The sequence below is a fragment of the Planctomicrobium mucosum genome, from assembly GCF_051466335.1.
Lineage (GTDB): Bacteria > Planctomycetota > Planctomycetia > Planctomycetales > Planctomycetaceae > Planctomicrobium.
This window is the reverse complement of the sequence record NZ_CP195793.1, coordinates 2,172,327-2,197,757: the sequence shown is the minus strand read 5'-3', so window position 1 is coordinate 2,197,757 and position 25,431 is coordinate 2,172,327. Positions and strand designations below refer to the sequence as shown.

The following is a 25,431-nucleotide window of genomic DNA, read 5'->3' as shown; positions in this document are numbered from 1 at the left end:
GCATGTTTCGAGACCATACTGCCGACCAACCCAGGCTGAGTTCGCACTCGGCTTCTGTTTGCTCCGGAAATGCCCATCGAAAGAAAGTGCCAGACAGCCATGAGTCGCATTGGTTTCCTATTTCCTGGTCAGGGCGCCCAACACATCGGGATGGCGAAGCAACTCGTCGAGCAGTATCCGGCTGCCCGCTCACTATTTGATCAGGCAAAGGAAATTCTCGGCTACGATCTCGCCAAAATCTGCTTCGAAGGACCAGCCTCAGAGCTCGACACTACAGTGATCAGCCAGCCAGCGATTTTCGTCTCCAGCCTAGCTGCTCTTGAAAAACTTCGCGCTGATTCGCCGGACGTCGTTCTGGCGTGCGAAATGGCTGCTGGCCTCAGTCTCGGCGAATACACTGCCCTCGTTTTTGCTGGAGCGATGTCCTTCGAAGAAGGATTGCGAGTCGTCCAGAAACGTGGACAAGCGATGCAGGACGCAGCCGACGCCACACCATCCGGCATGGCCAGCGTGCTCATGCTCGAACTGGAGAAAGTCGAAGCAGTCCGCGATCAGGCAAAAGCATTCGGGTTGCTCGAAATCGCAAATTACCTATGCCCCGGCAACCTTGTTGTTTCAGGGGAGAACTCTGCTGTTGAGAAAGCAGTTGAGCTCGCCGAAGCGGCTGGTGCCCGCGTGGTTCCACTGGCTGTTGCAGGTGCATTCCATACGCAAATCATGCAGCCGGCAGACCAGCAACTCGCAGAAGCACTCTCAACAGTTCAGATGAAGTCTCCGGAAATCCCCGTGGTTTCCAACGTAGATGCCCTTCCCCACAGCGAGCCTGAAGATCTCAAACAGGTTCTTGTGCGTCAGGTGATCAATCCTGTGCGTTGGGAAGACTCGGTCCGCTACATGCTGGACCAAGGAATCAATGAATTTTACGAAATTGGGCCAGGCCGCGTCCTGACAAGTTTGATGAAGCGAATCAATCGTAAGATTCCCTGCAGCGTAATCAATGATTCGTGAACTCTCGCGACTGGAGTGCCGATTCTCCGGATTGAGCTGTTTGCTTGACGTTTACATGTATTGGAATTGACGTTATATCTTCACGCGGGGAGCATTCAATCTACTGATTTCTGTTCCCTATTCCGTGAAAACAGTGGAGTATCTACAATGAACCTCTACTGTCGAATAGAGTTCACACCCGTCACCCAAAGAAATTCAGTAGTGACCTCGGTTCCATCAGGACGATGGCCGAATAGCTGCAGAAGGAGCAACCAGTGGAAGAGAAAGTAATCTCAATTGTCAGTGAACAATTGAGTGTGAATAAAGAAGAGATCAGCCGCGACAGCAATTTCATTGACGATTTGCACGCGGATTCACTGGACCTTGTCGAACTTGGCATGAAGTTCGAAGAAGAGTTTGGCGTAACGATTCCTGACGAAGATTACGAGAAGTTGCGATCCGTCGGGGATGCAATCGATTACATCAAGCAGAAAGAGAATGCTTGAGCAATGGGTAGGCGCGTAGTAGTCACAGGGATGGGTGTCTCCACATCGCTCGGTCATGAAGTGTCTGAGCTTTGGGACAACATCTGCGCTGGAAAAAGCGGTATCGGCCAGATTCGCCGGTTCGACACAATGGATTTCAAGGTCCGTTTCGGCGGAGAAATTCAGGGATTCGAACTGACGGAGCATATGGACATGCTTGAAAAAGATGTCCGTAGGCTGGACCGTTTCGTTCAGTTCGCGATGGCAGCAGCACACAAGGCAATCCGGCAATCCGGTATTGATTTTGATGCCGGCGACCCATACATGCACGGTGTCTTGATCGGCAGTGGGATTGGTGGTCTCAATGAAATTGAGCAGCAACATTCCGCACTGTTCGACCAGGGACCTACGCGCGTTTCCCCATTAATGATTCCGAAGTTGATGGTGAATGCGGCCAGCGGAAACGTTTCAGTCCGCTGGAAGCTTCGCGGCCCGAACAGTGCCGTCGCGACTGCCTGTGCTTCTGCAACCAACGCGATCGGCGACGCATATCGCCTGATTCAGCGTGGTGATGCAGACGTGATGGTGACTGGCGGAAGCGAAGCAGCAATCACCCCAATGGGCCTCTCGGGCTTTGCTCGAATGCAGGCTCTGTCAACTCGCAATGATGATCCACAAACAGCCAGCCGACCATTTGATAAAGGACGGGATGGCTTTGTGATCGCAGAAGGTGCGGGAGTCGTCATTCTTGAAGAATACGAACACGCCCGCGCTCGTGGAGCAAACATTCTTGCCGAAGTCCTCGGATACGGAATGTCTGCCGACGGCAATCACATGACCGCTCCAGACCCAGAGGGTCGCGGAGCAGCACGAGCAATGATGGGTGCCCTCAAAGACGCCAAATTGCCAGCGCAGTCAATCGACTATATCAACGCTCACGGTACAAGCACTCCGCTGGGCGATAAGGCCGAGACTTTCGCGATCAAGACAGTGTGGGGCGGACAGGAAGCTGCGAAGAGCGCTGTCATCTCCAGCACCAAGAGTCACCTGGGGCACTTACTGGGTGCTTCTGGTGGTGTCGAGTTCGTGCTGTGCGTCATGGCATTGCTGGATCAGGTCGCGCCACCAACCATTAACCTCGAAGAACCGGGTGAAGGTTGTGATCTCGATTATGTGCCCAACGAAGCACGTCGCATCAAGATCGACCGCGTGCTCTCCAACAGCTTCGGCTTTGGTGGCCACAACGCCTGCTTGGTGTTAGGCAAAATCTAAAACGGATTTGTGAGAGCCCGGAGTTCCGGTCGGAATTCGAAATCACGCAAAACGCCCCGATTTTCGCGGGGCGTTTTTTATTTGAGCTGTTCTCTACAGCAGTACTCAAACACATCCCCCCTACTCTTTTGGCAGAGTGAATCTGGGCCGGGAATGTGAATTGATAAATGCAGCGACGTCCAACGCTTCTTGCTCCGTGAGATGAGTGTCATCCAATGGCATTGCAACACGGATCCACGCCGCCAGCTTTTCGACTTTCGCAAGACCTGCGCCATCGTTGAATGATCGATCCCCCCAGACTGGGGGCCCATCCTCAGTCCCTTCTCCCTGATCGCCGTGGCAGTGCCCGCATTGCCCAGCATAGAGAAGCCCTCCTCGCTTCGGATCTGCCTTTCGGGGATCAATCGACAACGCTGGAACCGCATTTGGCCCAAGGGGAGCAACTGGATTCATCCGAATCGGCTCCCCCTCCGAAAGCGATGTGATGTAGGCCGTAATCGCTGTGAGAACGTCGCTTCCCAATGGAGGCGCGGTTCCATTCATACTTCTCATGAAGCAATTCCGCGATCGCTCTTCGAGAGTGATCACTTTCTTCTCTCGTGGAGACCAAGCCGGGTACGCAGTGGCGACTCCAATGAATGGGGCTGCTGTTGGGTGCCTCCCTTCGTCTAGATGACACGAAGTACAATTGAGTGCATTCCCTGAGTAGGCCCGAGAAAGTTCGTGCGATGTCGTCTTCCTGACAATCTCTTCCCCCAGTTGAATCATCCTGGCAAGTTCTCCCTCTGGATCGCTTCGAACTGCATCGCCGGAGTCTTTGTCTTCCTGACCAACTGCGAGAAAGCTCCACCCGCAAACAAGAGAACCGAAAGCCATAATCAGCAGCGAAGTTCTTAGAGGAAATAACTTCATTCGAAAAGACCCTCGGTAGAATCAAAAGACATTCGGCAGAATCAAGAGGCTTGCAAACCCTCTACCGAAATCGCGCAAACGCCCTTAACGAATCAGGAGCACCATCTTTCAAAATTGCAGCGATTACAGCTCCATAACGAACCCATCAGTTCCAATGATGGATTGGGGAAAAATCGACTGTAACAGCGGCAGGTCAACGACGTCATCGCTCTCTGAATTCGGGTCAATATGAACCACGATCAGACGCTGAACTCCAGCTTCCTTTGCGATCTCGCCCACGGCTGAGGTATGGCTATGGCCAGTCATCTCTGCAAAATGCTGGTTTTCATCGCCAAAGTAGCACTCATGAATCAGCAGATCAGAACCTCGGATAAAATCTGTGTATGAACCATCAACCGTTGTATCCGTCACATACGCGATTGAATAACTTCGGCCTGCCTCTTCAATTTCGAATCGATAAGCAACAGATCCTCCAGGATGGCTCGGAAGCGGTTGCCAGCGAACACTGACGCCTGGAGTTAGACGCATTCCCCCATGATCAGTGAGCACTTCCGGCTTGTAAGGAACCGGAACCGGAAACACCGCTTCTGAAAACAGATGGTCTTTGATCGCTTTATGGGTGTAATCGTTTGCGTAAAGAGTCACATTCTCCAATGTTTTCTGAAGCACCGGCACCAACAGAAATGGGAGCCCGGAAATGTGATCGTGATGAGGATGTGTCAAAAAGAGATGAATCTGCTTTGCCGAGCAGCGTTGCGAGAACCGATAGAGCGCGCTTCCGGCGTCCAGAACGATTCCATGCTCGGGAAAGAGAATACAAGCTGTCTGCCTTCTGGCATTCGCGTAGTACCCTCCCGTTCCCAGCAGTTCAATTTTCATCCTCTGCGTGCCTCAATCGTTGGACGATATCTCGCGAAACGTTTTTCCTCAGACTCTGAAACTCCAGAGGGAATCAGTACAACGCTCCCACCCTCGCACCACTGCTCGCTGGAGACAGGGGATCTGAGCGAAAAACTCTCACCCCGTCCACTCCACAATAAGCCCCCGGTGGGGATCGTCAACGCTCACAGACGCAATTGCATCAGTGCGGGCGATTTCAATAAAAAAATGAGGTGATCCGACCTGGTCGAACCACCTCGCAAAGCACTCAACTCTATTGGGCCAAAACGGCGACCAGTTTCAGGTCACCGATTAGGTTGATTTCTGATAATCCTGAGTCAGGATTCCTCGAACCAGAGCACGCAAGTTTGGTTCGGCCTGCTTAGCTGTTTCGATGATTTCTGCGACCACCGCTGGTTTGAGGGAATCAGCGAGACACATGTCTGTAATGACAGAGAGTCCCACGGTTCGCAGACCGGCGTGAACAGCAACAATCACTTCTGGAACCGTCGACATTCCGACGATGTCTGCACCGATCTGTCGCAGGAAACGGTACTCCGCACGAGTTTCGAGGTTAGGCCCTGAAACAGCGACCAGCACTCCGCGATGTGCACGGAAGTTTGCTTTGCGAGCGATTTCCAGTGCAACTTCGCCCAGTTCATGGTCATAAGGTGCACACATGTCTGGAAACCGGGGGCCAAGCTGATCGTCGTTCACCCCGATCAGTGGATTGTCCCCCATCAGATTGATGTGGTCATCAATAACGATGATATCACCACAGCGATGAAGCGGATTCATGCCTCCCACCGCACCGGAAACCACCATCAGGCTTGCGCCCAGAGCCTTGAAAATACGTACCGGCAACGTGAGTAACTTGAGGGGATACCCCTCGTACATATGATGGCGGCCTTCCATAGCGACCACGGGAACGCCATCAAGCGTGCCACAAACCAAACGGCCACGATGGCTGGTGGCAGTGGATTTCAGGAAGTGCGGAATCGAATCGTATTCAAACTCCGCTTCCACCTGAATCTCGTTCACCAGACCTCCCAGTCCGGTTCCCAGAATGATCCCCGCATGCGGTGTCTTGTCCCACTTTGAACGGATCACTTCAACAGCTTCAGCGATTTTCTGAGCAAGATCCAGCACGACTCATCTCTCCGGTTTGGGCGACTGAATTCAATCGCCACGCTTGGTAGCCATCAGGTGGACGAAACATTGCCACCGCTGAAAACAACAGAGATCAAATGAAAAAAGATTTCGGGCAAACCAAATTCATTTTCTGGGATGAATTCGAGCCGAAATCTCAATCATTTTTCCAAATTCGAAGCGATCGACGCACCAGTCAAAAACGACACCGCGCACAACCCAACTGACTCCAGCGACAAGACCCGAGGAGTCAGGTTCTCTCACCGAAAGCCGGCACAATGCAACTTGCAGGTAACCAGACGGCCACCTGCATCACATTACGCAACAGCCTTTGAGCAGCGCTTGCAACGAACTTTCTTACCTTTTTTCGGAATCAACGCGTTGCATTTTCCGCAGCGTTTTTCTTTGCGTTGAATTTTGAACTTCGTACGAGGACGGAGAACCATCTTATTAACTCCTTGAGTGGCAATGCGTTACAGCCACTATTGCGTGTCATTCCACAATTTGGAAACGAACAGGGTATCCGGAGTTGCCCTCAAATTCAACTGCAACGGCCTGCGAGAATCCGCATTACAACCGGCTGAAGCTGCTTTTCCTAAAGACTTTGCAGCCTCGAATGATTTGTGCCATGATAGAAAAAAAGGTGCCTCTTGCGTGTGGTCTATCGGCCCCTGCCAACCCAGACTCCATCGAGATGCTCCGGTTCTTTGTAGTCAGGCGAGCTCACCTCCCCCGTGCAGAACATTCCCGCTTTTTTGGTGGACACATTCGTCTCCATACAAAAAAGGAGTTCTCCGAAAAAGTAGATCGCCGATTGTTGTATGCAATTTTGGAGAACTCCGAGGACGACTTGCATGAGTGGTCAAGATGAAGAAACCGAAATGAACAACAATCCTCCTCCGCAGGAGTCGCATTCAACACGGCTGGCTGGACAGGAACTCGGGGAATTCAAACTCTTGCGCCGTCTTGGCAAGGGAGGGATGGCGGATGTCTGGCTCGCAGAGCAGACGACCCTCAAACGGAACGTCGCCATCAAACTCTTGCGCCCGGAGCTGATGGAAGATGAAAACTACATCAAGCGATTCCAGACAGAAGGTAAAGCCGCTGCAGGGCTGAACCATCCCAACATCGTGCAGGTTTACACCGTCGGCTGCGAAAAGGGGCAGCACTTTATTGCCCAGGAATACGTTCACGGACAAACGTTGAAATCCCTGCTGGTCAAACGTGGTCCGCTCGAATTGTCCGTTGCCCTCATGATCATGCGGCAAGTGGCAGCAGCTCTGCAGGCTGCGGGGGAGCAAGGAATTGTTCACCGGGACATCAAGCCCGAGAACATTATGCTCAACCGAAAAGGGGACGTAAAAGTCGCCGACTTCGGACTCGCGCAGCTTCAAGGAGGAGAACGACTGAACCTCACCCAAGAGGGGATGACAATGGGAACTCCTCTTTATATGAGTCCAGAACAAGTCAGCGGTCACGCCGTCGACCAGCGAAGCGACATCTACTCATTCGGAGTCATGTGCTATCACATGCTCGCGGGATTCCCACCCTTCCAAGGGGAGAATGCAGTCAGCGTCGCAGTAAAACATCTTCACGAGTCACCGATCCATCTTGCTGAAGTGAGGGGAGACCTTCCCCCCGCCGTTTGTGCAATGGTCGATCGAATGATCGCGAAAAAGCCGGACCAGCGTTATCAGGACGCCGCCTCGATCGTCAATGATGTCCGCAAACTCGCCAAAGCAGTCCGGACGGGAGAATCACTGGAAGAAGTGAAGCTCTCCGGTCCGATGCCGACTCAAAAAGGGTCATTTAAGCACCCTCGCCTTTGGGTTTCGACACTCTGCTTCCTTGCGTTTCTTCTGAGCGCTGGGATCGGCTGGCAATCTCGAGCCACGATTCCAGAAACTTCAGTCAACCCACTTGGCGACGTTCCGGTCATGCCGGACGCAAGATCCCAATATCTGTATGCGATGTTCCGCCTGGATGATGAAGACGCTTTCAAAGCGGTCATTGCGTTCCGTCCATCCGTGGAAGATACACTGTGGAGAAAACGTGCTCACGAACAACTTGCCCTGCTCTATCTGAAAGACCGGACAAGAGAAGCTGATGCACGTGCCCAGCTTGAAATCCTGCGAAAGGACTTCGATCAGGAAGCAGCTCTGGAAGCGCGAGTTGGGAATGCCTACCTCGACGCCCTCAATAACAACACGCAACGCGCCAGAAACTCACTCCAGGCAGAAGAAGCAGCACTCAATCGGACCTTGACCGGCAGCTGGCAACAACTGATGGATGAAACCCGCGAACTGATCGGACCTCGCAATTTGCAGCCAAACGCCGGTCGCTCAAATTAGAACCGACCAATTCTGATTCAACGAAATCCACACTTTCCTAGCAGCAAATTGAAAGCTCTCGCAACGTCATGGAACAGACCGAAGCCAGCATTTACGACTTCCCCAAATACTACGACTTGCTGTTCGGTTCCGACTGGAAAGCAGAATACGAATTTCTCCTCGGGTGTTTTGATCGATACGCAAAATGCGATGTCTCAAGAGTCTTTGAGCCGGCCTGTGGCACAGGAAGACTGTTAATCAAACTGGCCCAGGGAGGTTACGAAGTTGGAGGGAACGATCTGAACCCAAAGGCGGTCAAATTCTGCAATGATCGCCTGGAGAAAGCCGGTTTTCCCGCGAGTATTCAAATTGGCGACATGGCTGATTTCAAGCTGAAAAAGAAGGTGCACGCAGCCTTCAATACAATCAATAGTTTCCGCCACCTCGATTCAGAGAAAGGTGCGGAAAGCCATCTCAAGTGCATTGCGAATTCGCTGACCAAAGGTGGACTTTACGTTCTCGGTTTGCACCTGACTCCAACTCAAGGTGAGCGTACTGAAACCGAGGACTGGGTGGCACGCCGTGGACACCTTCAAGTGAACTCCATGATGTGGTCAAAGGAACTCGACTTGAAAAAGCGAAACGAAAAGCTGGGGATGACCATCGATGTCTACACCCCGACCAAGCAGTTCCGCATTGTCGATGAGATGAACTACCGCACCTATACTGCCAGCCAGATGAACAAGCTACTTTCGACTTGTCCGGAACTCGAAGTCGCTGCTCTTCACGACTTCTGCTACGAACTCGACACCTTTACTGAGATCACTCCGACAACTGAAGATGTCGTGTTCGTTCTACGCAAAAAATAATCACTCTCCCACATCGCCCTCCTCCGGAGCAATTCGTTGCAGGCACTCGTTCTCACTGAAAGCCAGCTTAGCTGGTGTGACAATTACACACCTCAACCCGCGGCGGGCCAGATTTCGATTCGTGTCCTTCAGGCGGGAATCTGCGAGACAGATCTCCAGCTTGTCAAAGGCTACATGGGTTTCCGAGGAGTGCTTGGACACGAATTTGTCGGGGTTGCAGAAGGGGGCAAGTTCGCAGGAAAACGAGTCGTCGGTGAAATCAATTGTGCTTGCGGGCGATGTGACGGATGCCAAAGCGGACTCGCGACGCACTGCCCCCACCGAACTGTACTTGGCATTTTGAAACATGACGGGGCATTCGCAGATCGGGTCTGGTTACCTGAAGAGAACCTGCACCTTGTCCCCGACTCCGTAACAGACGACGCAGCGGTGTTTACCGAACCACTTGCGGCAGCATTCCAAATCCCAGCTCAACTCGATCTATCGCAATTCCCAAAGACCGCCATCCTGGGCGATGGACGACTGGGAAACCTGTGTGCTCAGGTCCTGCAACAAGCTGGGTGCGATCCACTCGTCATCGGAAAACATCAGTCCAAACTTGCGAGATTGAGTCGATTAGGCATTCGAACAGCATTGCTGAATGAAATCGAGGAATCGAGATTCTCAGACCTCGTTGTCGATTGTACGGGTCGATCATCAGGATTCCAGCACGCCTGCCGAATTGTACGTCCACGTGGAACAGTCGTCCTCAAGACAACGGTCGCTGGCGATAACGGCCCCAACCTCGCGCCGGTTGTCATCGACGAAATTACCGTTACCGGTTCACGCTGCGGCCCTTTTCTCCCCGCACTGAAAGCCCTGGCTGCTGGAGAGATCGAGGTGGAATCATTGATCACCTCACGTTACTCACTCCGGGACGGCGTTGAGGCATTTTCAAAAGCGACTCAAAGCGACCAAATGAAAGTACTCTTAAAAATTTGCGGGTGAATTCGCCTCGGACAACTCGCCTCACCCGCAAACAAATTGCTCCGCCAGCCCAATGACCACATTTAAAATTGGGGTGATTTCACCGAAGACGCACACTGCCACCCGAAATTCTCTTCGGATGAAACGGGGGTCGCGACCCGAAAATGCAGAAATTCAGTTGAAAACTCACTTTTGTGATCGCGATCCCCTCCCCTCGCGCTTGAAAAACGAACGACAACGCTTCATACTCCCCGTCTCGACGTGACGGTTTCGGCCGCCAATAAGAGGTCTGCATCCGTAGCTCAATTGGATAGAGCATCGGTCTTCGGAACCGAGGGTTGGGGGTTCGAACCCCTCCGGGTGCACTAAAAAACCCGCTGATTTAGCGGGTTTTTCATTATCAGAGATTTGAGATGTGACACTCAGGTGGCGTTGTTACCAAAAGTGTTACCAAAAGTGTCTCTGACTGTGTTACCAAAATCGACGTCATCTGAGTCCGATTCCTTTTCGACTGCACGTTTCCGGGGAGAATTGGTTTTCTTTTCGAACGCATCCCACACGAGAGATGCTGTTCGATCCGCGTTCTGCCCGACATAAAACTTCATCGTCGTGTTGATGTCAGCATGCCTCATCAGTTCCATCAAAGCGGGTGGCAGAACCAACGCTGCCCATCGAACTCCAAACGCTCTTCGCAAGTCGTGAGCGCTGGCAAATTTCACTCGCCCGGCCTGCTCCGAGACTCTCACGTTCGCCGCCTTGCCGATCATCGACACGATGTGGCCAACTCGGTCTGCCAAGTGGTATCCCTCCCCCCGTCTCCCAGGCAACTTAAACACCGCTCCGACTCGTTCCGTTTCTGGAACCAAAGCGAGTTGCTGTGCAAACTCCGGAGCCATCGGAAGGATTCGGTACTTCCCTCCCTTGTCGTTCGTGGCTTGAATTCGGAAGACGGGTCGCGCCCTGTCCAGATCGACACAGAGGTTCGTGTCATCTTGCCAATCGAGATGCAGCGACTCCTGCAATCGCAATCCGCTCCACCACAACCCTTCGAGGAAGAACTTGTACGGTTCACGCTGATGATCATCGAGGAAGTCACACTTGTCTGTCGTCGACAACACGCGTTCGAGTTCCTCCCGGGTGATGTCGCGACCCTTCCTTCCGATGGCCGTTGGCACGCGGATCTTAACCGGTTCCGGAATGTAATTATTATCAATCGCCCAATTCACAATCTTTCGCAGCTCTCGAAGATGCCGAACGACGGTGAACTCCGAGACCCTTACAACATCTTCACCCTCGTTACTTTTTTTCTGGCCGGGAGCTTACGGACTTCCTTCGTGAACTCCCTGATCGCATCTACGTGAAGGTCACGCGGTGTCTTCGGATTGATCAGCTTTTCGATCGCATTGAACGTGGAGGTCGTAGTCGATCGCGTCTTTGGCTTTTGGCTTGGGTACACAATCTCTTCGTAGTCGAGACGGAATTTCGCCCAGTTCACCTGGGACGCTTTCGGGATTGTGGGCTTTGCTTCTTTGGCATTCTCTTCCGTATCCTCGGAGTTGAGATCCATTTCCAAATCAGATGCAAATCGTTCCGCTTCACGACGCCGTACCTCAGCAGTACTGAGAGTCTTCTTCTTCCCAGTTACAGGATCAATCCAGCGAGCTTCAAAGCACTTCCGACCACTGCGCTTAATGGCTGTGACACGAATGGGCATACGTCACGACGTCTTTCTTCGAGGTTGTTTCGGTGGTTTCATGTTTGGCAGCACTCCATCGAAATTCAACATCCACTGCTTAACGGCAACGGGATCATAGAATTTGCGATCTTCGAAAAGCGTCGCAATAACCGGACATCCAGCCGCAACCATCTGTTGCAATCTGGGCTTACCGATCTTGAGACATTTACAAAGCGTGTTCTGCTGCATGGGCAAACCGGCCAACGCGGCCAGTTGTTCGTAGTGCAAGTTTTCAGCGAAGGATTTTCGCTTCCGTTTAACGGAATTGGTGTTGACCTCCGGAGAACTCGACATGCCTTCATCATTGAAACTGTTCATATTCCTGCTCTCTATAAGCGATGGAATAACGGTGAACAGCATGGCCACGATGTCTTGCCGGACATCGTGGTCTTTCTATTTGGTGATTGCAGCCACCCACAGAAACGACGCAAGCCACGCTGTATAAGTACAGACGATCTACGCTGCTCGCGATTTCATTTAGGGAGACGATTGCGTAAGAAGAGATGGTCTTTCAGACCATGTGACGCAACGATGCTTGAACGATTGTCCGCATAATACGGTCGTGTGAAACACGATAGGCTCCATCCTGCTACTACAGGGTGACGGCTGAAAGCGACTTGGAGTGGTGATGCACTTCAAGTCGTTTCGTTTTATTCTATTGACACCGATTGTGTCTAGAGTGCCTTGCATAACTCTGATTGGCAAGCGAGTTGCGTACCAGTCTGAGCGAAAGGAGCTTCGCTCATGCCATGCACACGGAAGATTGACCTCGTTGGCAATACGTATCTCTCGGACGCACAATGGGATCGCATCAAGCATCTGATTCCGGAACCACTCTCCCAACCCAAGGGAGGACGTCCTCCGCATTCTCAGCGGGCCTGTCTGGAAGGGATTTTGTTTGTACTTCTGACAGGCTACCAGTGGGAAAAGTTACCAAAGTGCTTTCCCTCGCCGAGAACTTGCTGGAGGCGGTTCGATGAGTGGACGCGCTTTGGCCCTGCAGATTCCCGGGAGAGCCCCGGAACACCTGTTGTATGAGAAGGCAGCCGATAGCGTTCCGCTGCGAAAGCAGTTGCAGGAGGAGCGCGGAATTGAGTTGGTTTGCCCGCATCGCAGAGGCCGGAAGACAAGGCCGACTCAGGATGGACGATCTGTTCGCCAATACAAACGTCGCTACAAAGTCGAGCGAACCCACAGATGGCTGCACAATTTTCGCAGAACCATCATCCGCTATGAAACCTCAATGCTGCGTTACACGGGGTGGATCCACTTGGCCTGTGCTCTCATCACACTCAGGCGGTTATGAAAGGCGCTCTAGTGAACGAATGTTGGGAATCCCCGCTTTCGAATCCGCCGAAGTGGGCGAGAAATCTCATCCGAAGTCACGCACACTCATGAGCTCAGGCTATGCTCCAGAACGCGATTAGCATTAAACAGCTGGTTCAAGTTCATATGGGACATCTTCGAACTCGCTGACTCCTGTCTTGAAATTGAATGTCTCAAGCGTGGCTGATGTCACTCAATCTCAGCATGAGCGTAAGCGGATCAATCGGCGACTCCTGAAAACCGCAGTGTTCGTAGAACGCTTTGGCCTCGGCGGAAAGGGCGTGAACCAGCAGGGCACGAATGCCGGCGATCTCGGCGGCTTGAAGTGTTCGCAGGATCGCGTCGCGGAGCAACCCCTTTCCAAGGCCGTGGCTTTGCCAGTTTCGGTCAACCGCCAGTCTGCCGAGAACAATCACCGGGATCGGCTCCGGCATGTTCCGGCGAACGCTGCCGGGAGCATTGGCACGCAGGACCGCCCCTGTGGCCAGCGAATAATAGGCAATCACGGAGGCGGTTCCGGGCTGAACGAGCACATATGTCCTTGATGCCCCGCTCGCCTCGTTGTGATGGGCTTTTTTCCGCAGCCAGTCATCGAGGACCGGTTCCCCGCTGTCAAAGCGAGTGAGATCATCGTCAGCGTGGATGGCCCGAGGTGGCTGGAGCGAACTTCCCTGCTTTTTCATTGTTCCCACGGCGCGGGGGTCTCCAGCAGGCGTTTCAGCTTCGCGTTTTTCCGTGGCGGCCTATCGAGAGCCGTGGTGAATGCCTTGAACGCCTCCTCGCTCAGCGAGAACAGCCGACGGTCCAGCAACACCGCTTCCGCTTCCCTGCGGGCCGCCTCGACCATGAAGTCGGTCCGGTTCTTCCCGGCAGCCTGGGCTGCCAGATCAATCAGGTTCCGCGCTGCAGGCTGAATCCGCAAATTGATCACGGATGTTTTAACAGAGTGGCGTTCGGGTGCTGTGGCCATGAGTACTTCTCCTCAGTCCACTCTACCCCGACTGTGTGCACAATGTCAACACGTTTGTTCTCTGGCCGGGATCGGGACGCCTTGCGGTGGAAGGAATGAACCAGGCCACCGACGAAGGATTTCACTTCCACCTCGTCGATGCTGAGACTGAGTCATGCTCTGGTTCAGCATTCGGCAAGTGGTTGTCGTTGCCCGCCATCGTCGAACGGCGCCGGGCCGATACCGCGACCGGTCCGGCAGTCGGAGTTGCCAGCTGAATCAACTCCGACTGCGAGCCGCAGGCATTCTCACATCGTTAGATGGTCAGTTCGGGATAGCGTAACGGCGAAGCATTGCACGGAGTTGCTACCCCAAACTGACGATGTGGCTACCCTGCAAAAGAACCTCGGCTACCTCCGTTCGAGACGACTTCATCCTGGCTGAAGACTACGGGAGCAAGATCGATGGCGTAGGCACGCCCTTCGCGACTGGGGGAGATGGATGGGTGTTTCTGGAGATACTTCTCAATCGCTGCGTGCAGCAACGTCGGTGAGAACTCAACATCCTTCACCCCTTTGATGCGGCAGACAACTTCCAATGGCTCGCCGCGTCTTTCGCAGCTTGCCACCGAGTACTTCCTGTCATCATCAAGCGGCTGACCTGCGACGAGTATCTCACGCATTCGACTCCCCTTCGCAGCGCGTGCTTCGTACCACATCGTCATTCCAGACGCTCGGGGCCCCCAGCCGCCAGAGAGCTTCTCAGCATCTGATGAGTAGACGAGCTCGAGTTCGTTCTCCAGGTAATTGCGGAGCTGCTTTCCAGTGACCCAGCCGGTTTTAACCCGAGCCTCCATTGGAAGCAGGTTCCAGACGTCTCCGACAGTGAGATTGCCAGCGGGAATTGGGATACCGAAGCGAAACCCGTTCGAGAACGCGATGTCCACACCGGTTGACTCTCGAATTGCGTCCGTGATGAAGTCGTCGGCATTCGTTTCGAGGACGTCGTACCGCATCATGGGAGTCACGGTGTGGCCAATGACCCTGTCGGTTCGAGCACGGTGGGGTGCCAGTGCGTCATTGACCAACTGGCGAACGTGAGGATTCTCCTCATGAGCGTCCGGAGTCACAGGAATCAGTTGGAATTTGGCACCTGAGACTTTCCCGGAATCGCTGAGTGTGATGTCGAGGCGGCCGAGGAATGAGCCCATTCCTGCAGACTCCACAATGATCACATTCCCTTCAAGGATGGGTTCGGGTGTTCGCTCATGAGTATGCCCGGACAGGATGACATCGAACCCAGGGACTTCTCTGGCCAAGTATCGAGCAACCGTCAGCCCGGTATGGAATAGTCCCACCACGAGATCAACGCGTTCTTTGGTTCTCAGTTCCGCCAGATATTCTCGGAACCCGACGAAGTTGGTCGTGTCCAGGCCGGCGTATTCCGCCGGGGCGTGTCTCTCACTGGCCTTGAGATCGGTAACCCCCACGAAGGCAACCTTCACACCATTGCGCTCGATAATCGCAGCGGGCAGGAAGAGACGCTGCTGGGTGGCTTTATCATGGAAGTTGTAGCAGGTCACTTTCGCAGTCAGTCGACTCATTAACTCCTTGAACCGTTTCGGACCGTAGACTGGTTCCCAGTTTCCCGGCACGAAGACGTCGGCGCCCAGCGCATTCAAGGGGGCGACAATCGCTTCTCCCTCCGTCCAAGCGGCGGGACCTGAGCCCTGGAACTCATCACCTCCATCTGCAATGAACACAGGGCCTGCCGCATTCCCCTTCTCAAGGTCAATGGCCGTCTTCAACCGGGCAAAGCCTCCCATTTGCTGGAACGCTGGAATCTGATCCGGGACATAGTCCAGATGTGTCTCCAACTGTGCGTGCGTGTCCGTGAAATGGAGTAATGTCAGTGACTTACTCGGTGGCGGGCTCGCACTGGCGAACGCTGCAGGAATGAGCTGGGCTCCGAGGAGGCTTAATGTTGTTGCGTGAAATTCGCGGCGAGACAGGTTCATCGTCAGTTCCTTAAACCGTAATTCGTAGATGGCGTTGACATCTGCCCGCGATATCAATGGTGAAGTTCAGTTGATCCCGTTGAATTGATTCAGTGAACGGTCATCAGGGAATACCCGTCCACCTGATGGTTCACGAGTGCCGTCATCGCTGATGTCGCGATTGTCACTCCTTCAGACACATTCGAATGTGGTATTTTCTTTCTCGCTAAGGTTTGCCCGCAGACAAAGATTTCGACACCTGCGCGGTTCAGAGCTGCGATGAGTTCCCGGTTGGGATTCTTCGAATCGGTTGCTGATGCATCTGTTTGGACACAGAAGGCTGCGTCACCGTGTAACACCAGCGAGATCTGAACATCGCGGGTGTTCATGCCGCCGGCACCATAAAGGTTCAGCACTCTCGCAGCACGTTCCAACCCGGCGTTTACTTCCTCCGGCTTGTTAGAAATCGTGATGTCAAAAACGATCTTTCCGCCTTGTTTTGGAGCACCGGGAGCCCCTGTCAATTCCGCCACGCCGCCGACACCGGGTAACAGCGACGTCTTGAGGGCCTGTGACTTCGGAATCATTTGAAACTCGACGAAGTAGTTTTCTGTGAGCGACAGCGAACGCTCTTTGACTTTCCGAAAACCAGCTTGCCGGACTTCCTCTTCGACAACTCCCTGACCAGCTCGAACGTGGTTCAAGACCCAGTCCGAACTTTGTCCTTCAATTCGCTTGAAGTCGATGATGATCACTCGCCCTCCTGGCTTCATGGCCTGATGCAATGAGGCCATAGTCTTGAGAGGAAACTCGAAGTGATGGTATGTGTCACAGATGAACGCGAGATCGATGGAGTTCGCCCGCAGCTCAACTGTCCGAGAATCCATAGAGCGTTCGGACAAAACTGATCTTGGCACGTTTTGAGGATTGTGGGAAGGTCTGGTTTTTCTGTTCATGGAGGAACCGACATGGCTGGCCAATTGCTCAGTGATGATTTGTGGAACGAGATCGAATCGTTCTTCCCAACCTACGAGTTCTCTCCCAAAGGGGGCCGACCTCCTGCGGAGAACCGCACCGTCTTCACCTGCGTTCTGTTTGTGCTCAAGACTGGGATCGCCTGGGAAGACCTGCCACTGGAGCTGGGCTGTTCTTACAAGACCTGCTACCGGCGGCTTCGCCAATGGATCGATCTGGGAGTCCTGCAAGACATTCATCGCCACCTCCTCACGCAGCTCAACGCCGCTGGTCGCCTAGAACTGGCCGACGTGCTCATCGATGCTGGGTTGATTAAGTCCCCGCTGGGAGGACAAAAATCGGCCCGAATCCGACAGACCGCGGCCGCTGCGGCAGCAAGTCGCACCTGATGACCACTCACAACGGGATTCCATTGGCCAACACGCTCACTGCTGCCAATGTCCCTGATCTGAGACAACTTCTCCCGCTGGTGTTTCTGAAGTTTCCCAAGATTGGTGGCAAGCGAGGACGGCCACTGGACCGTCCCCGTAGCGTGATCGCGGACAAGGGCTACGACTGCCAGACCACCCGTGATCTTCTCGCCGTGGCCGGGATTGAAACGCACATCCCCAAGCGCGGAACGCGACAGGCCTCTTCTCTAGGCGGCAGCCGCTGGCCCGTTGAACGGACGATCGCCTGGCTCAAGCAGTTCCGTCGAATCCGGATCCGCTGGGACAGATCTTTCAGGCGTTTCATGACATCACTAACTCACTGATCACCTGGCGATTCCTCAACGCCGATTAAGTTTTGTCCGCCGGCTCTAAAGTTGGACCTGACTGATCGCGAGTAGAAACAGAAATACTCTGTTGAAATGTGTCCTTGAAACGAAGGACAGGGTCCTCTCGTCCTCAAGGCCCTGACCATTCCTGGAAAATCGGTCATGGACGTTCGCCGAATCAGACTGGTCCACCTCAAGTAGAACAAACACGTAAACAGGACACGATCGTGAAAAAATCTTACTTGGTGCTCATGGCTGCTATGCAGCTATTGAGTGTCTCCATCCCCCGCGTACTTCACGCTGCGGAACCTCAACGACCGAATATCGTCGTCATATTTTCGGATGACCTCGCTTGGCAGGCGATCAGCGCATACGGGGAACAGCGAAAATTATTGGAAACGCCGCAGATGGACCGCATCGCTCGCAAGGGGATGCGATTCGACCGCTGCCTCGTTCCCAACTCCATCTGTGGACCGAGCCGAGCAGTTCTGTTGACGGGAAAATACTCTCATCTCAACGGATTTTATAACAACGCGAATTCGCGATTCGACGGCGCCCAGCAAACCTTCCCGAAACTGTTACAGCAGGCGGGTTACTCGACAGCCTTGATTGGCAAATGGCACCTTGGCTCTGATCCAACTGGATTCGACCATTGGCGCATCCTCCCCGGACAGGGAATTTACTACAACCCTGAAATGATCCGCATGGGGGTCTCCGAGAAGCAGCCCGGCTATGTGACCGACATCATTACAGATCTGTCGATCGACTGGCTGAACAACAGAGACAAGTCGAAGCCATTCCTGTTGATGTGCCAACACAAAGCTCCTCACCGCGAATGGTCCCCTGCACTTCGTCATTTGGGATGGGACAACGACCGAGACTATCCTGAGCCTGAAACACTGTTCGACGATTTTGAAGGTCGCGCACAAGCGGTCAAAGATCACGATATGGGTTTGGCGGAGACGATTCTGGATCTGGACGTCAAACTCTCGCCGGTTCCAGGAATGACAGAGGAACCGCGAAAGGAGTGGAACAAATATTATGATCCACGAAACGCCGCATACCGAGAGTCGAAACCAACTGGACCTGACCTCGTCCGCTGGCGATACAATCGCTATATGCACGACTACCTCGGCTGCGTCAAAGGGGTCGATGAGAGCGTCGGCCGCCTGCTGGATCTGCTCGATCGGGAAAACCTCACAGAGAATACCATCGTCATTTGTGCTTCCGATCAAGGGTTTTACCTCGGCGAACATGGCCGGTTCGACAAACGTTGGATTTTTGAAGAATCGCTGCGGACACCTCTGTTGGTACGTTGGCCAGAAAAAGTCAAAGCGGGAAGTGTCAACGATGAAATCGTCTCGCTCATTGACGTCGCAGAAACGGTGCTCGACGCTGCTCAGGTCGCAGTGCCCGAAGATATGCAGGGACGCAGCCTGGTTCCGTTGCTAAGTGGGCAGACCCCCGAAGACTGGCGAAAGAGCTTTTACTACCACTACTACGAATACCCCGCACCTCATCACGTGCGTCCCCACTACGGAGTGGTCACCGACCGCTACAAGCTGGTTCGGTACTATCTTCCAAGCCAAGAGGATGAGTGGGAATTGCTCGACCGTCAACAAGATCCGCTGGAAGTGAAGAATTTTTACTCTGATCCCGCTTCTGCCGAGACCGTTCAGGCATTGAAGCAAGAACTCGAACGGTTGCGGATCGAGGTTCAGGAAACGGGAGAACCTCCTCGCGCTGCGTTTGGTCGGAGACCCTTCGAAGGAGAAGGCTCGACTCCACAATAACGTTGATTCGTGATTCATCTGACAGGACGAATCTCAAAGGCGAACATGGCTCGAAGAGAGTGAACCGATTTCGGGCAACTCTCTTCGAGCCATGTCAATTTCAGAAGCTGATGCAACTGGCGGATACAGGGCAAAAAAGACCATTTGTTCGCCAAGCCGCCCCTGCATTCGAGTCTAGAGCCTGTTATGAACTCTGGACGACGATCGGCGTGTATTTGAGCAGCAGTGCGACCATGGCCACCCAGTGCCATCCGGCCAAGACTTCTGCCAGTCGTTCGTAGTCACGTGCCAGCCTCCGTGATCGTCCTAGCCAGGCAAAGGTCCGCTCCACGACCCACCGACGTGGCAATAATACGAATCCTTTCTTGGCATAAGGGAGTTTCACGACGCGCAGTTCCACTCCCTGCTCAGCGGCAGCCTCTTCCGCGTTCTCGCCAGTATAACCTTGGTCCACATAGGCGACTTCAATGGCCTGATCAGTCGCCTCCTGCACAGCGACACATAAGTCGGAAACCTGGGCTCGCTCCTGTTCATTGGCTGGGGTCACTTTCAAGGCGAGAAGGTGCCCGAGCGTGTCAATGGCCACGTGAACCTTCGAGCCCTTCCGCCGTTTGCCGCCATCGTAACCGGCTCTGGCACCACTCTCGGGAGTGGATTGGATGACTCGCGCATCTAAGATCGTTGCTGAGGGGGGCTCATCGCGTCCCTGAGCCACGCGAGCCACTTCCCGCAGGTCATGAGCGATGTGCTCAAACACGCCAGCCTCCAGCCAACGGCGAGCCTGCTGATAGACCACGGGCCAAGGCGGGAACTCATGGGGCATGAACCGCCACTGCGCCCCGGTGCGTACCAGCCACCGCATGGCATTGAACACGGCTCGAAGGGAGTGAACCCGCTGCGGCGAGTCCTCTTTCACCAGCGCCAAATAGGGGGCTAAAAAGGCCCATTCGTCGTCCGTGACGTCACTGGGGTAAGGCATCCGGGGCTTGCTCATCCACGGAAACTACTTCAAAACCAACACTTAAGTCCATAACAGACTCTAGTGATGGGAGTAATTTAAGTACTCAGCGGGTGGGCCTTCTTGAGCAGCCTCACCGGAATCAGACCATTTGATCAAGCCAAAATCCTCGACGAAGAGCACGTAAAAGACAGGGACAACAACCTTCGTCACGAGTGTTGCGATCAGTAGTCCAATAATCTGCACATAACACAGCGGTTCCCATAACGGACCTCCTTTGACAGCTAGAGGAATCAATCCTCCGACAGTCGCCAGCACGGTCACCAACACAGGACGCAACCGCACTAAAGCGGCGTCGATGACCGCTCGTCGCAACGGCTCACCACGTTCATGTGCTTCTTCAATGTATTCAAACAGCACAATCACGTGGCTGATAATCACACCAATCAAGGATGAGACTCCCAGCAGCGCGAAGAACCCAAGTGGCACGCCGAAGAGAATCAACCCCATCAATCCGCCGACCATTCCGAAAGGGACCGCTGCAAACACAACCAGAGGTTTCGTCAGGCTATTGAACTGCATGATCAATGCGACATAAATCGCGATCACAGAGACGATCATAGCGATATAAAGTGAACCGAAGCCTTTGGCCTGCTCTTCCTTCTCGCCACCGATCTGGAACCGAAAACCAGGCGGCCAGTTTTTGGTCGATTCAGCAAGCCGCGACTCGACATGGGCATAAACATCGCTCGCCAACAGCCCCGGGGCCGTATCGCATTTGATCGTCATACAACGCTCATTATCACGCCGCCCCACCTTTGGTGAGACCATCTCCAGTTCCGCGGCACTCACCTGCATCAATGGAATTGGACCGCCCGATTGGCTCCCCATCACATTCATTCCTTGGAGAGTTGCGAAGTCCGTCCGCTCCTCGGGACGCAGCCTCAACATAATTGGAATCTGATGATCGCCCTCGCGGATGGATGTCGCTGTGTAGCCCGAGAATGATGCACTCATCATGCGGGCAATCTCTTCATGCGTCACTCCACTCACATTCGCCCGATCTGGGTCAACGTTCAGTGCAATCCGTAGGTATTCTGGATCCCAGTCATCATGGATGCCCATCGTCCCGGGTACTTCCCGCATAAAGCTCTTGATCTCCGCCCCAAGGCGTCTCATTGTGTCAATATCCTGTCCCAGCAAGCGGAACTGGACGGGATATCCAATCGGGGGACCAGACTCAAGAGCCTGAATGTGAACTCGTTCGACCGACATCTTTGACGGAAGCGCTTCTTTCAGCTCTTCGATCACACGATACGTCTCCCACTTATCACGTGTGTGAACCATCACTTGAGCGTAGTTCGACGCGGGTTGCTCAGGGACAACCGACAGCCAGAACCGTGGACCGCCAGCCCCCACGAAAGTGGTATACGCCTCGACGTCCTTACCGATGATCTCGTCGATCTTGTCGATCGTTTCAATCGCCTCTTGCTTCGTTGCCTGAATTGAAGTTCCTTCCGGGAGGTACAAGTTGACGGTGAAGGCTGTATGCAGATCTTTTGGAAACAGGTTCGTTCCAAGCAAAGGCAACAGGCTCAGTCCAGCGGCAAGAACAACGAAACAGATTGTCAGTGACGCCCATTTATGATTCATACAGGCTTCAGAAAATCCGTTATAAATCCGGGCAAAACGTGACCCGCCGGCTCCTTCGCCCAGGCCAGCTTCGAACCCGAGTTGCCCCTTCAGCAGGTAGTACCCGAGATAAGGGACGAATGTCATCGAGACAATACGACTTGCAACCAGTGACGCTGCGACCACAACAGGAAGCGACCAGATAAATTCTCCGACGGCTCCCGAGACAACCAGCAACGGCAGAAAAGCTGCACAGTTGGTGATCGTCGCATAGAGAATCGCGCGGGCCAACTTCTGAGGCCCGAGCCAGGCGGCAACATCTCGAGGAACTCCATGTGCCAACTCTCGATTAATCGCATCCCCTGCCACTACAGGGTCGTCGACAAGGAGTCCCAAAGCAATAATCAGCGCTGCAATTGAGATTTGCTGCAAGTCCACGCCGAGCATGGCACAAATCAGGAATGTTAGTGCCAACGTAATTGGAATCGACAACGCAATGATGAGGGCACTCCGCCATTCCATAAACAGCAAACAGACGAAAATCACAATCACGATCGCTTCGATCAGACAGTGAATGAATTCGTGGATCTTAAAGTGAACCCGCTCTGGCTCGTTGCTTGTTCGCTCGATCCAGAGATCCTCTGGAATCACCCCTTTCAGAGACGCGAGACCTTTATCAATTTCGGTGCTGAAGTCGGCAATCTGTGTCCCCTTCACCTGACGAACGGCCAGTGTGATGGAACGTTCCGTCCAGAGCTCCTTGGGGTCATCGGAACTAGTCTGTGAGACTGAGTGGCCGTGGCTGTCTTTGACTTCATTCTCAGGCCGAGGCTGAGTTGGCGGCGATGACGCGCTGAATTTTCGTGTGTAGAAATTGAGAATTCGCGGGGAGTCTTCGTAGCCACGCGAGATGTCGAACAGATCCCTCAGATAAAGCGGTACTCCATCTCGAACCTCGATGACGATGTCACCAAGTTCAGCTTCAGTGGTCAATTTCCCACTAGGTTTCACCGCCAGATTATTGTTCGGTAAATCGACAGTTCCTCCGGGAACGGTGAAATTTCGCTCCTGCAACCGCTTGGCAATTTGACTGATATCAATTCCGTATTGCGTCATCCGGTGATTGCTGAAGTACAGATCAATCCGTTCCCCGACGACTCCGAGTTGTTCGATTTTTCCAATTTTGGTGGACTGTCTCAAGCGGTCCTGAATGGTGTCCGCAAACCGTCGCAACTCTTCGTAGCTATATCGGGAAATACCTCCCGGTTGTCGCTGACTGACTCGCTTGAGTTCATCGGTCAGATCGGAGGGATTCTCGACGACAACGCCCGGCCAGACGTCTGGATGACGCAACTCCTTGCCAACGTCAGTCCAGGCAGCCAACTGAGTTTTGACGGTTTCCAACGAGACATCGTTCGACACCAGGACATCGAGCACGGTCGCCCCGGGGAGGCTGTACATCTCCCCGTCAGTGACAGTCTGATTCTCAGCCAATGTCATGAGATTCGCATCCCCAAGACGCTCGATCAGATTCGCATCGACTGCAGTCGGATAGATGACCACACTGCTGAGACGACGGAATCCAGCGGGAGCCGGAAATTTTTCCCGCTCAACTGCAATTCGAGAAGAGATTGCCTGTGCGCGCTGTTCCACTTCCAGATCTGAGACCGGAGGACTGGAGATTGTCAGCATCACAGCGACAGTATCTCCGAAGTCTTTATCCAGAGTTGGCTTGACCATGACCCCATCAATCGATGGCAGATCCGTCATCGATGAGAGTTTATTGTCCAGATCCTGCCAGATTGCTTCTGCGTTTTTAGTAGTGTCATACAAGTCGACGAAGACCGCAGAGAGACCTTGTCGATTGAGAGAGCGGACATGTTCGACAGCCGGATTCTCAGCCATCTTCTTTTCGATTCGACGGCTGACTTCCTGTTCCACTTCAACCGCATCCGCACCTGGATAGACCGTCATAATCAATCCGCTTCGGATCTGAATGACGGGGTCCTGACGCTGTGGCATTCGGTAAAACGCGGCGTAACCCGCGATCAATGTGAATACCAGCAACGTGAAGGCAATGGGTCGACGATAAACAAAATACTGTGAGATTGTCATAGTTGTATCAGTGGTCGATCGTCAGTTGATGACTTAATCTCGCTGCGCGTTAGTCATGGATGCAACAAAGTGTGCAAGCAACTGCAGAATTCCATTCGAAACTCATCGAGAATTCTGCAGATCACGCCGAGCGACTCACCATTGCAGTCAACGACTGTATCGAATCACTCGCAACTCAAATGGGGTCAGGGACTAATCCACAATGTGAACTTCCTGGCCTTCTCGCATTCTGTGGGCTCCAGTACCGACGATTGTGTCGCCGAGCCTCAAGATCCGCCCGGCTTCATCGGAAACCTCGATGAGAACATTGTTGTTGAAGACTCCAGTAATCCGAACTGGCACCTGTTCTACCTTCAGAACATCTTGATCATGCAACACGCGAAACACCGCGGGATTCAGCTTTTCCCCAGGAATAATTGCAGTCATCGGGAGCATCACTGCTCGCTGCTCTTCCTGAAAATGAACCGTCGCAATCATCCCGGGGCGTAATGCACCCGGTTGATCGATACGAACTTCGACAGCATAGGATCGGGTCTGCGGATTTGCGGTCGTCCCAATTTTGTGGATGACACCTTCAAACTTTTGCCGAGGAAGCCCTTCAGCAGTTACCACGACCGAATCACCAATTCGGAGTTGTGGAAGCATCACATCCTGCACAGCGAATGCAATGACAACGCTCGTCAGATCGTGGACAAGAAACACTCCTTGCCCTGACTGAATTCGCTGATGTGCATCGACATTGCGGGCTGCAATCGTTGTCACGGGAAACGGTGCTCGCAACTGACAGTATGCAAGGTTCTCCTCGCATTGCTTGAGCTGAATTTCGGCGGAAGCGATATCGCGTTCCGCGATCACAACCGCCGCTTCCGTCATCTGCTGCCGTGCCTGGGCATCATCCAACGCTGCTTGGGAAAGAGCTTGGCTGCTATTCAGTTTTGATGCTCTCAGGAACGATTCATTGGCTTCGACCGCATCGGCGCGAGCCTGCGTCAGTCGAGCCATCGCTGCCGTCACCTTTTCGACGGCCAGATTGCGCTCTCGCTCGTAATCGCTGGGATCAAGTGAGGCCAGAATACTTCCGGCAGAGACCTGATCCCCTTCGTGTACATCGCGTGAGCCACCTCCAACTCCCGGCACATCCAGCAGATTTTGAATCGTTCCACCAACTCGGAAGGACAATTCAGCCTTCCGCAGTTCTGCGACGACTCCGCTGAATTTCGATCGAGGATGCACAGTCTGTTCAGTGAGAGTCAGTACCTGCACCGGGAGTGGAGCAGCGGGATGAATCGGGATCTGGTGCGACAAAGCAAGTTGCGCCATCCCATACCTGCCCAATATTGCGACTG

Annotated in this window: 25 protein-coding genes and 1 tRNA gene; 13 read left to right on the top strand and 13 right to left on the bottom strand. The window is 53.5% G+C overall.

What is annotated here, in order from left to right:
- Positions 1 to 99: 99 nt before the first annotated feature.
- The 3 genes from fabD (at position 100) to fabF (ending at position 2,744) form a co-directional block, all read left to right on the top strand.
- Complete coding sequence (gene fabD, locus SH668x_RS08935) at positions 100 to 1,008, top strand: ACP S-malonyltransferase (protein ID WP_437188343.1); 909 nt, start codon at positions 100 to 102, stop codon at positions 1,006 to 1,008.
- A gap of 254 nt (positions 1,009 to 1,262) precedes the next feature.
- The gene (acpP, locus tag SH668x_RS08930; RefSeq protein WP_437188342.1) at positions 1,263 to 1,493 is read left to right on the top strand and encodes an acyl carrier protein; all 231 of its coding nucleotides are present in this window, start codon (positions 1,263 to 1,265) and stop codon (positions 1,491 to 1,493) included.
- A 3-nt stretch (positions 1,494 to 1,496) separates the two neighbouring features.
- On the top strand, positions 1,497 to 2,744 hold the full coding sequence (fabF, locus tag SH668x_RS08925) for a beta-ketoacyl-ACP synthase II (RefSeq protein ID WP_437188341.1): 1,248 nt from the start codon (positions 1,497 to 1,499) through the stop codon (positions 2,742 to 2,744).
- Positions 2,745 to 2,864: 120 nt separating this feature from the next.
- Here the strand turns inward: fabF and SH668x_RS08920 are convergent, their stop codons facing one another.
- From SH668x_RS08920 to SH668x_RS08910, 3 genes are all read right to left on the bottom strand, one after another.
- Positions 2,865 to 3,656, bottom strand: a complete 792-nt coding sequence (locus SH668x_RS08920) for a c-type cytochrome (protein WP_437188340.1) — start codon at positions 3,654 to 3,656, stop codon at positions 2,865 to 2,867.
- A gap of 123 nt (positions 3,657 to 3,779) precedes the next feature.
- Entirely contained in the window at positions 3,780 to 4,535 is a 756-nt protein-coding gene (locus tag SH668x_RS08915; RefSeq protein WP_437188339.1) for an MBL fold metallo-hydrolase, read from the bottom strand.
- A 312-nt stretch (positions 4,536 to 4,847) separates the two neighbouring features.
- Positions 4,848 to 5,684 (bottom strand): purine-nucleoside phosphorylase, encoded by an 837-nt coding sequence (locus tag SH668x_RS08910; RefSeq protein WP_437188338.1) that lies wholly within the window; start codon positions 5,682 to 5,684, stop codon positions 4,848 to 4,850.
- 854 nt (positions 5,685 to 6,538) lie between these two features.
- Between SH668x_RS08910 and SH668x_RS08905 the strand changes: the two genes are divergently transcribed.
- The 4 genes from SH668x_RS08905 (at position 6,539) to SH668x_RS08890 (ending at position 10,214) form a co-directional block, all read left to right on the top strand.
- Entirely contained in the window at positions 6,539 to 8,035 is a 1,497-nt protein-coding gene (locus SH668x_RS08905; RefSeq protein ID WP_437188337.1) for a serine/threonine protein kinase, read from the top strand.
- Between the two features lie 68 nt (positions 8,036 to 8,103).
- Positions 8,104 to 8,883 carry a class I SAM-dependent methyltransferase gene (locus SH668x_RS08900; protein WP_437188336.1) on the top strand — a complete coding sequence of 260 codons (780 nt, stop codon included), beginning with the start codon at positions 8,104 to 8,106 and terminating at the stop codon, positions 8,881 to 8,883.
- 36 nt (positions 8,884 to 8,919) lie between these two features.
- A complete protein-coding gene (locus SH668x_RS08895; RefSeq protein WP_437188335.1) occupies positions 8,920 to 9,870 on the top strand; it encodes an MDR/zinc-dependent alcohol dehydrogenase-like family protein in 951 nt (316 codons plus the stop codon).
- A gap of 270 nt (positions 9,871 to 10,140) precedes the next feature.
- Positions 10,141 to 10,214: transfer RNA gene (locus SH668x_RS08890), tRNA-Arg, on the top strand.
- Between the two features lie 57 nt (positions 10,215 to 10,271).
- Here the strand turns inward: SH668x_RS08890 and SH668x_RS08885 are convergent.
- Genes SH668x_RS08885 through SH668x_RS08875 form a run of 3 tightly spaced genes read right to left on the bottom strand, consistent with a single transcriptional unit; the run spans position 10,272 to position 11,950 of the window.
- Complete coding sequence (locus SH668x_RS08885; protein ID WP_437188334.1) at positions 10,272 to 11,075, bottom strand: tyrosine-type recombinase/integrase; 804 nt, start codon at positions 11,073 to 11,075, stop codon at positions 10,272 to 10,274.
- 50 nt (positions 11,076 to 11,125) lie between these two features.
- Complete coding sequence (locus SH668x_RS08880) at positions 11,126 to 11,563, bottom strand: hypothetical protein (protein WP_437188333.1); 438 nt, start codon at positions 11,561 to 11,563, stop codon at positions 11,126 to 11,128.
- A gap of 3 nt (positions 11,564 to 11,566) precedes the next feature.
- Positions 11,567 to 11,950 (bottom strand): hypothetical protein, encoded by a 384-nt coding sequence (locus SH668x_RS08875; protein WP_437188332.1) that lies wholly within the window; start codon positions 11,948 to 11,950, stop codon positions 11,567 to 11,569.
- A 378-nt stretch (positions 11,951 to 12,328) separates the two neighbouring features.
- On the opposite strand from SH668x_RS08875, the gene SH668x_RS08870 reads away from it, so the two are divergent.
- Together SH668x_RS08870 and SH668x_RS08865 are read left to right on the top strand one after the other, a co-directional pair.
- Positions 12,329 to 12,622: a transposase gene (locus SH668x_RS08870; RefSeq protein ID WP_437188331.1), complete on the top strand. Its 294-nt coding sequence runs from the start codon at positions 12,329 to 12,331 to the stop codon at positions 12,620 to 12,622.
- The gene (locus SH668x_RS08865; protein WP_437188330.1) at positions 12,561 to 12,890 is read left to right on the top strand and encodes a transposase; all 330 of its coding nucleotides are present in this window, start codon (positions 12,561 to 12,563) and stop codon (positions 12,888 to 12,890) included. Before SH668x_RS08870 ends, SH668x_RS08865 begins: the two co-directional genes overlap by 62 nt.
- Positions 12,891 to 13,083: 193 nt before the next feature.
- On the opposite strand, the gene SH668x_RS08860 is transcribed toward SH668x_RS08865, so the two are convergent.
- Both SH668x_RS08860 and SH668x_RS08855 read right to left on the bottom strand, forming a co-directional pair.
- The gene (locus SH668x_RS08860; RefSeq protein WP_437188526.1) at positions 13,084 to 13,593 is read right to left on the bottom strand and encodes a GNAT family N-acetyltransferase; all 510 of its coding nucleotides are present in this window, start codon (positions 13,591 to 13,593) and stop codon (positions 13,084 to 13,086) included.
- A complete protein-coding gene (locus SH668x_RS08855) occupies positions 13,590 to 13,880 on the bottom strand; it encodes a DUF1778 domain-containing protein (RefSeq protein WP_437188329.1) in 291 nt (96 codons plus the stop codon). Before SH668x_RS08855 ends, SH668x_RS08860 begins: the two co-directional genes overlap by 4 nt.
- A 95-nt stretch (positions 13,881 to 13,975) precedes the next feature.
- Here SH668x_RS08855 and SH668x_RS08850 point away from each other — a divergent pair, with 95 nt between their 5' ends.
- Positions 13,976 to 14,137 (top strand): hypothetical protein, encoded by a 162-nt coding sequence (locus tag SH668x_RS08850; protein ID WP_437188328.1) that lies wholly within the window; start codon positions 13,976 to 13,978, stop codon positions 14,135 to 14,137.
- 110 nt (positions 14,138 to 14,247) lie between these two features.
- Here SH668x_RS08850 and SH668x_RS08845 read toward each other — a convergent pair whose 3' ends face one another.
- Both SH668x_RS08845 and SH668x_RS08840 read right to left on the bottom strand, forming a co-directional pair.
- On the bottom strand, positions 14,248 to 15,876 hold the full coding sequence (locus SH668x_RS08845) for a bifunctional metallophosphatase/5'-nucleotidase (RefSeq protein WP_437188327.1): 1,629 nt from the start codon (positions 15,874 to 15,876) through the stop codon (positions 14,248 to 14,250).
- An 89-nt stretch (positions 15,877 to 15,965) separates the two neighbouring features.
- Positions 15,966 to 16,811, bottom strand: a complete 846-nt coding sequence (locus SH668x_RS08840) for a DsrE family protein (protein ID WP_437188326.1) — start codon at positions 16,809 to 16,811, stop codon at positions 15,966 to 15,968.
- 12 nt (positions 16,812 to 16,823) lie between these two features.
- Here SH668x_RS08840 and SH668x_RS08835 point away from each other — a divergent pair, with 12 nt between their 5' ends.
- The 3 genes from SH668x_RS08835 to SH668x_RS08825 all read left to right on the top strand — a co-directional run bounded on the left by SH668x_RS08835 (position 16,824) and on the right by SH668x_RS08825 (position 19,380).
- A complete protein-coding gene (locus tag SH668x_RS08835) occupies positions 16,824 to 17,219 on the top strand; it encodes a transposase (RefSeq protein WP_437185515.1) in 396 nt (131 codons plus the stop codon).
- Positions 17,219 to 17,584, top strand: a complete 366-nt coding sequence (locus SH668x_RS08830) for a transposase (protein WP_437188325.1) — start codon at positions 17,219 to 17,221, stop codon at positions 17,582 to 17,584. Before SH668x_RS08835 ends, SH668x_RS08830 begins: the two co-directional genes overlap by 1 nt.
- A 254-nt stretch (positions 17,585 to 17,838) precedes the next feature.
- The gene (locus tag SH668x_RS08825) at positions 17,839 to 19,380 is read left to right on the top strand and encodes a sulfatase family protein (RefSeq protein WP_437188525.1); all 1,542 of its coding nucleotides are present in this window, start codon (positions 17,839 to 17,841) and stop codon (positions 19,378 to 19,380) included.
- Between the two features lie 184 nt (positions 19,381 to 19,564).
- Here the strand turns inward: SH668x_RS08825 and SH668x_RS08820 are convergent, their stop codons facing one another.
- From SH668x_RS08820 to SH668x_RS08810, 3 genes are all read right to left on the bottom strand, one after another.
- Positions 19,565 to 20,374, bottom strand: a complete 810-nt coding sequence (locus SH668x_RS08820) for an IS5 family transposase (protein WP_437185075.1) — start codon at positions 20,372 to 20,374, stop codon at positions 19,565 to 19,567.
- Between the two features lie 45 nt (positions 20,375 to 20,419).
- A complete protein-coding gene (locus SH668x_RS08815; protein ID WP_437188324.1) occupies positions 20,420 to 24,085 on the bottom strand; it encodes an efflux RND transporter permease subunit in 3,666 nt (1,221 codons plus the stop codon).
- A gap of 192 nt (positions 24,086 to 24,277) precedes the next feature.
- Complete coding sequence (locus SH668x_RS08810) at positions 24,278 to 25,405, bottom strand: efflux RND transporter periplasmic adaptor subunit (RefSeq protein ID WP_437188323.1); 1,128 nt, start codon at positions 25,403 to 25,405, stop codon at positions 24,278 to 24,280.
- Between the last annotated feature and the right edge of the window lie 26 nt (positions 25,406 to 25,431).

Excerpts from the sequence above, each read along its gene's own strand:
- SH668x_RS08900 (WP_437188336.1), top strand. The coding sequence starts at position 8,104 with ATGGAACAGACCGAAGCCAGCATTTACGACTTCCCCAAATACTACGAC.
- fabD (WP_437188343.1), top strand. The coding sequence starts at position 100 with ATGAGTCGCATTGGTTTCCTATTTCCTGGTCAGGGCGCCCAACACATC.
- SH668x_RS08865 (WP_437188330.1), top strand. The coding sequence starts at position 12,561 with ATGAGTGGACGCGCTTTGGCCCTGCAGATTCCCGGGAGAGCCCCGGAA.
- SH668x_RS08880 (WP_437188333.1), bottom strand. The coding sequence starts at position 11,563 with ATGCCCATTCGTGTCACAGCCATTAAGCGCAGTGGTCGGAAGTGCTTT.
- SH668x_RS08840 (WP_437188326.1), bottom strand. The coding sequence starts at position 16,811 with ATGAACAGAAAAACCAGACCTTCCCACAATCCTCAAAACGTGCCAAGA.
- SH668x_RS08860 (WP_437188526.1), bottom strand. The coding sequence starts at position 13,593 with ATGAAAAAGCAGGGAAGTTCGCTCCAGCCACCTCGGGCCATCCACGCT.
- SH668x_RS08905 (WP_437188337.1), top strand. The coding sequence starts at position 6,539 with ATGAGTGGTCAAGATGAAGAAACCGAAATGAACAACAATCCTCCTCCG.
- SH668x_RS08920 (WP_437188340.1), bottom strand. The coding sequence starts at position 3,656 with ATGAAGTTATTTCCTCTAAGAACTTCGCTGCTGATTATGGCTTTCGGT.
- SH668x_RS08835 (WP_437185515.1), top strand. The coding sequence starts at position 16,824 with ATGGCTGGCCAATTGCTCAGTGATGATTTGTGGAACGAGATCGAATCG.
- SH668x_RS08825 (WP_437188525.1), top strand. The coding sequence starts at position 17,839 with ATGGCTGCTATGCAGCTATTGAGTGTCTCCATCCCCCGCGTACTTCAC.
- SH668x_RS08830 (WP_437188325.1), top strand. The coding sequence starts at position 17,219 with ATGACCACTCACAACGGGATTCCATTGGCCAACACGCTCACTGCTGCC.
- SH668x_RS08820 (WP_437185075.1), bottom strand. The coding sequence starts at position 20,374 with ATGAGCAAGCCCCGGATGCCTTACCCCAGTGACGTCACGGACGACGAA.
- SH668x_RS08815 (WP_437188324.1), bottom strand. The coding sequence starts at position 24,085 with ATGACAATCTCACAGTATTTTGTTTATCGTCGACCCATTGCCTTCACG.
- fabF (WP_437188341.1), top strand. The coding sequence starts at position 1,497 with ATGGGTAGGCGCGTAGTAGTCACAGGGATGGGTGTCTCCACATCGCTC.
- SH668x_RS08845 (WP_437188327.1), bottom strand. The coding sequence starts at position 15,876 with ATGAACCTGTCTCGCCGCGAATTTCACGCAACAACATTAAGCCTCCTC.
- SH668x_RS08870 (WP_437188331.1), top strand. The coding sequence starts at position 12,329 with ATGCCATGCACACGGAAGATTGACCTCGTTGGCAATACGTATCTCTCG.
- SH668x_RS08810 (WP_437188323.1), bottom strand. The coding sequence starts at position 25,405 with ATGGCGCAACTTGCTTTGTCGCACCAGATCCCGATTCATCCCGCTGCT.
- SH668x_RS08915 (WP_437188339.1), bottom strand. The coding sequence starts at position 4,535 with ATGAAAATTGAACTGCTGGGAACGGGAGGGTACTACGCGAATGCCAGA.
- SH668x_RS08850 (WP_437188328.1), top strand. The coding sequence starts at position 13,976 with ATGAACCAGGCCACCGACGAAGGATTTCACTTCCACCTCGTCGATGCT.
- SH668x_RS08855 (WP_437188329.1), bottom strand. The coding sequence starts at position 13,880 with ATGGCCACAGCACCCGAACGCCACTCTGTTAAAACATCCGTGATCAAT.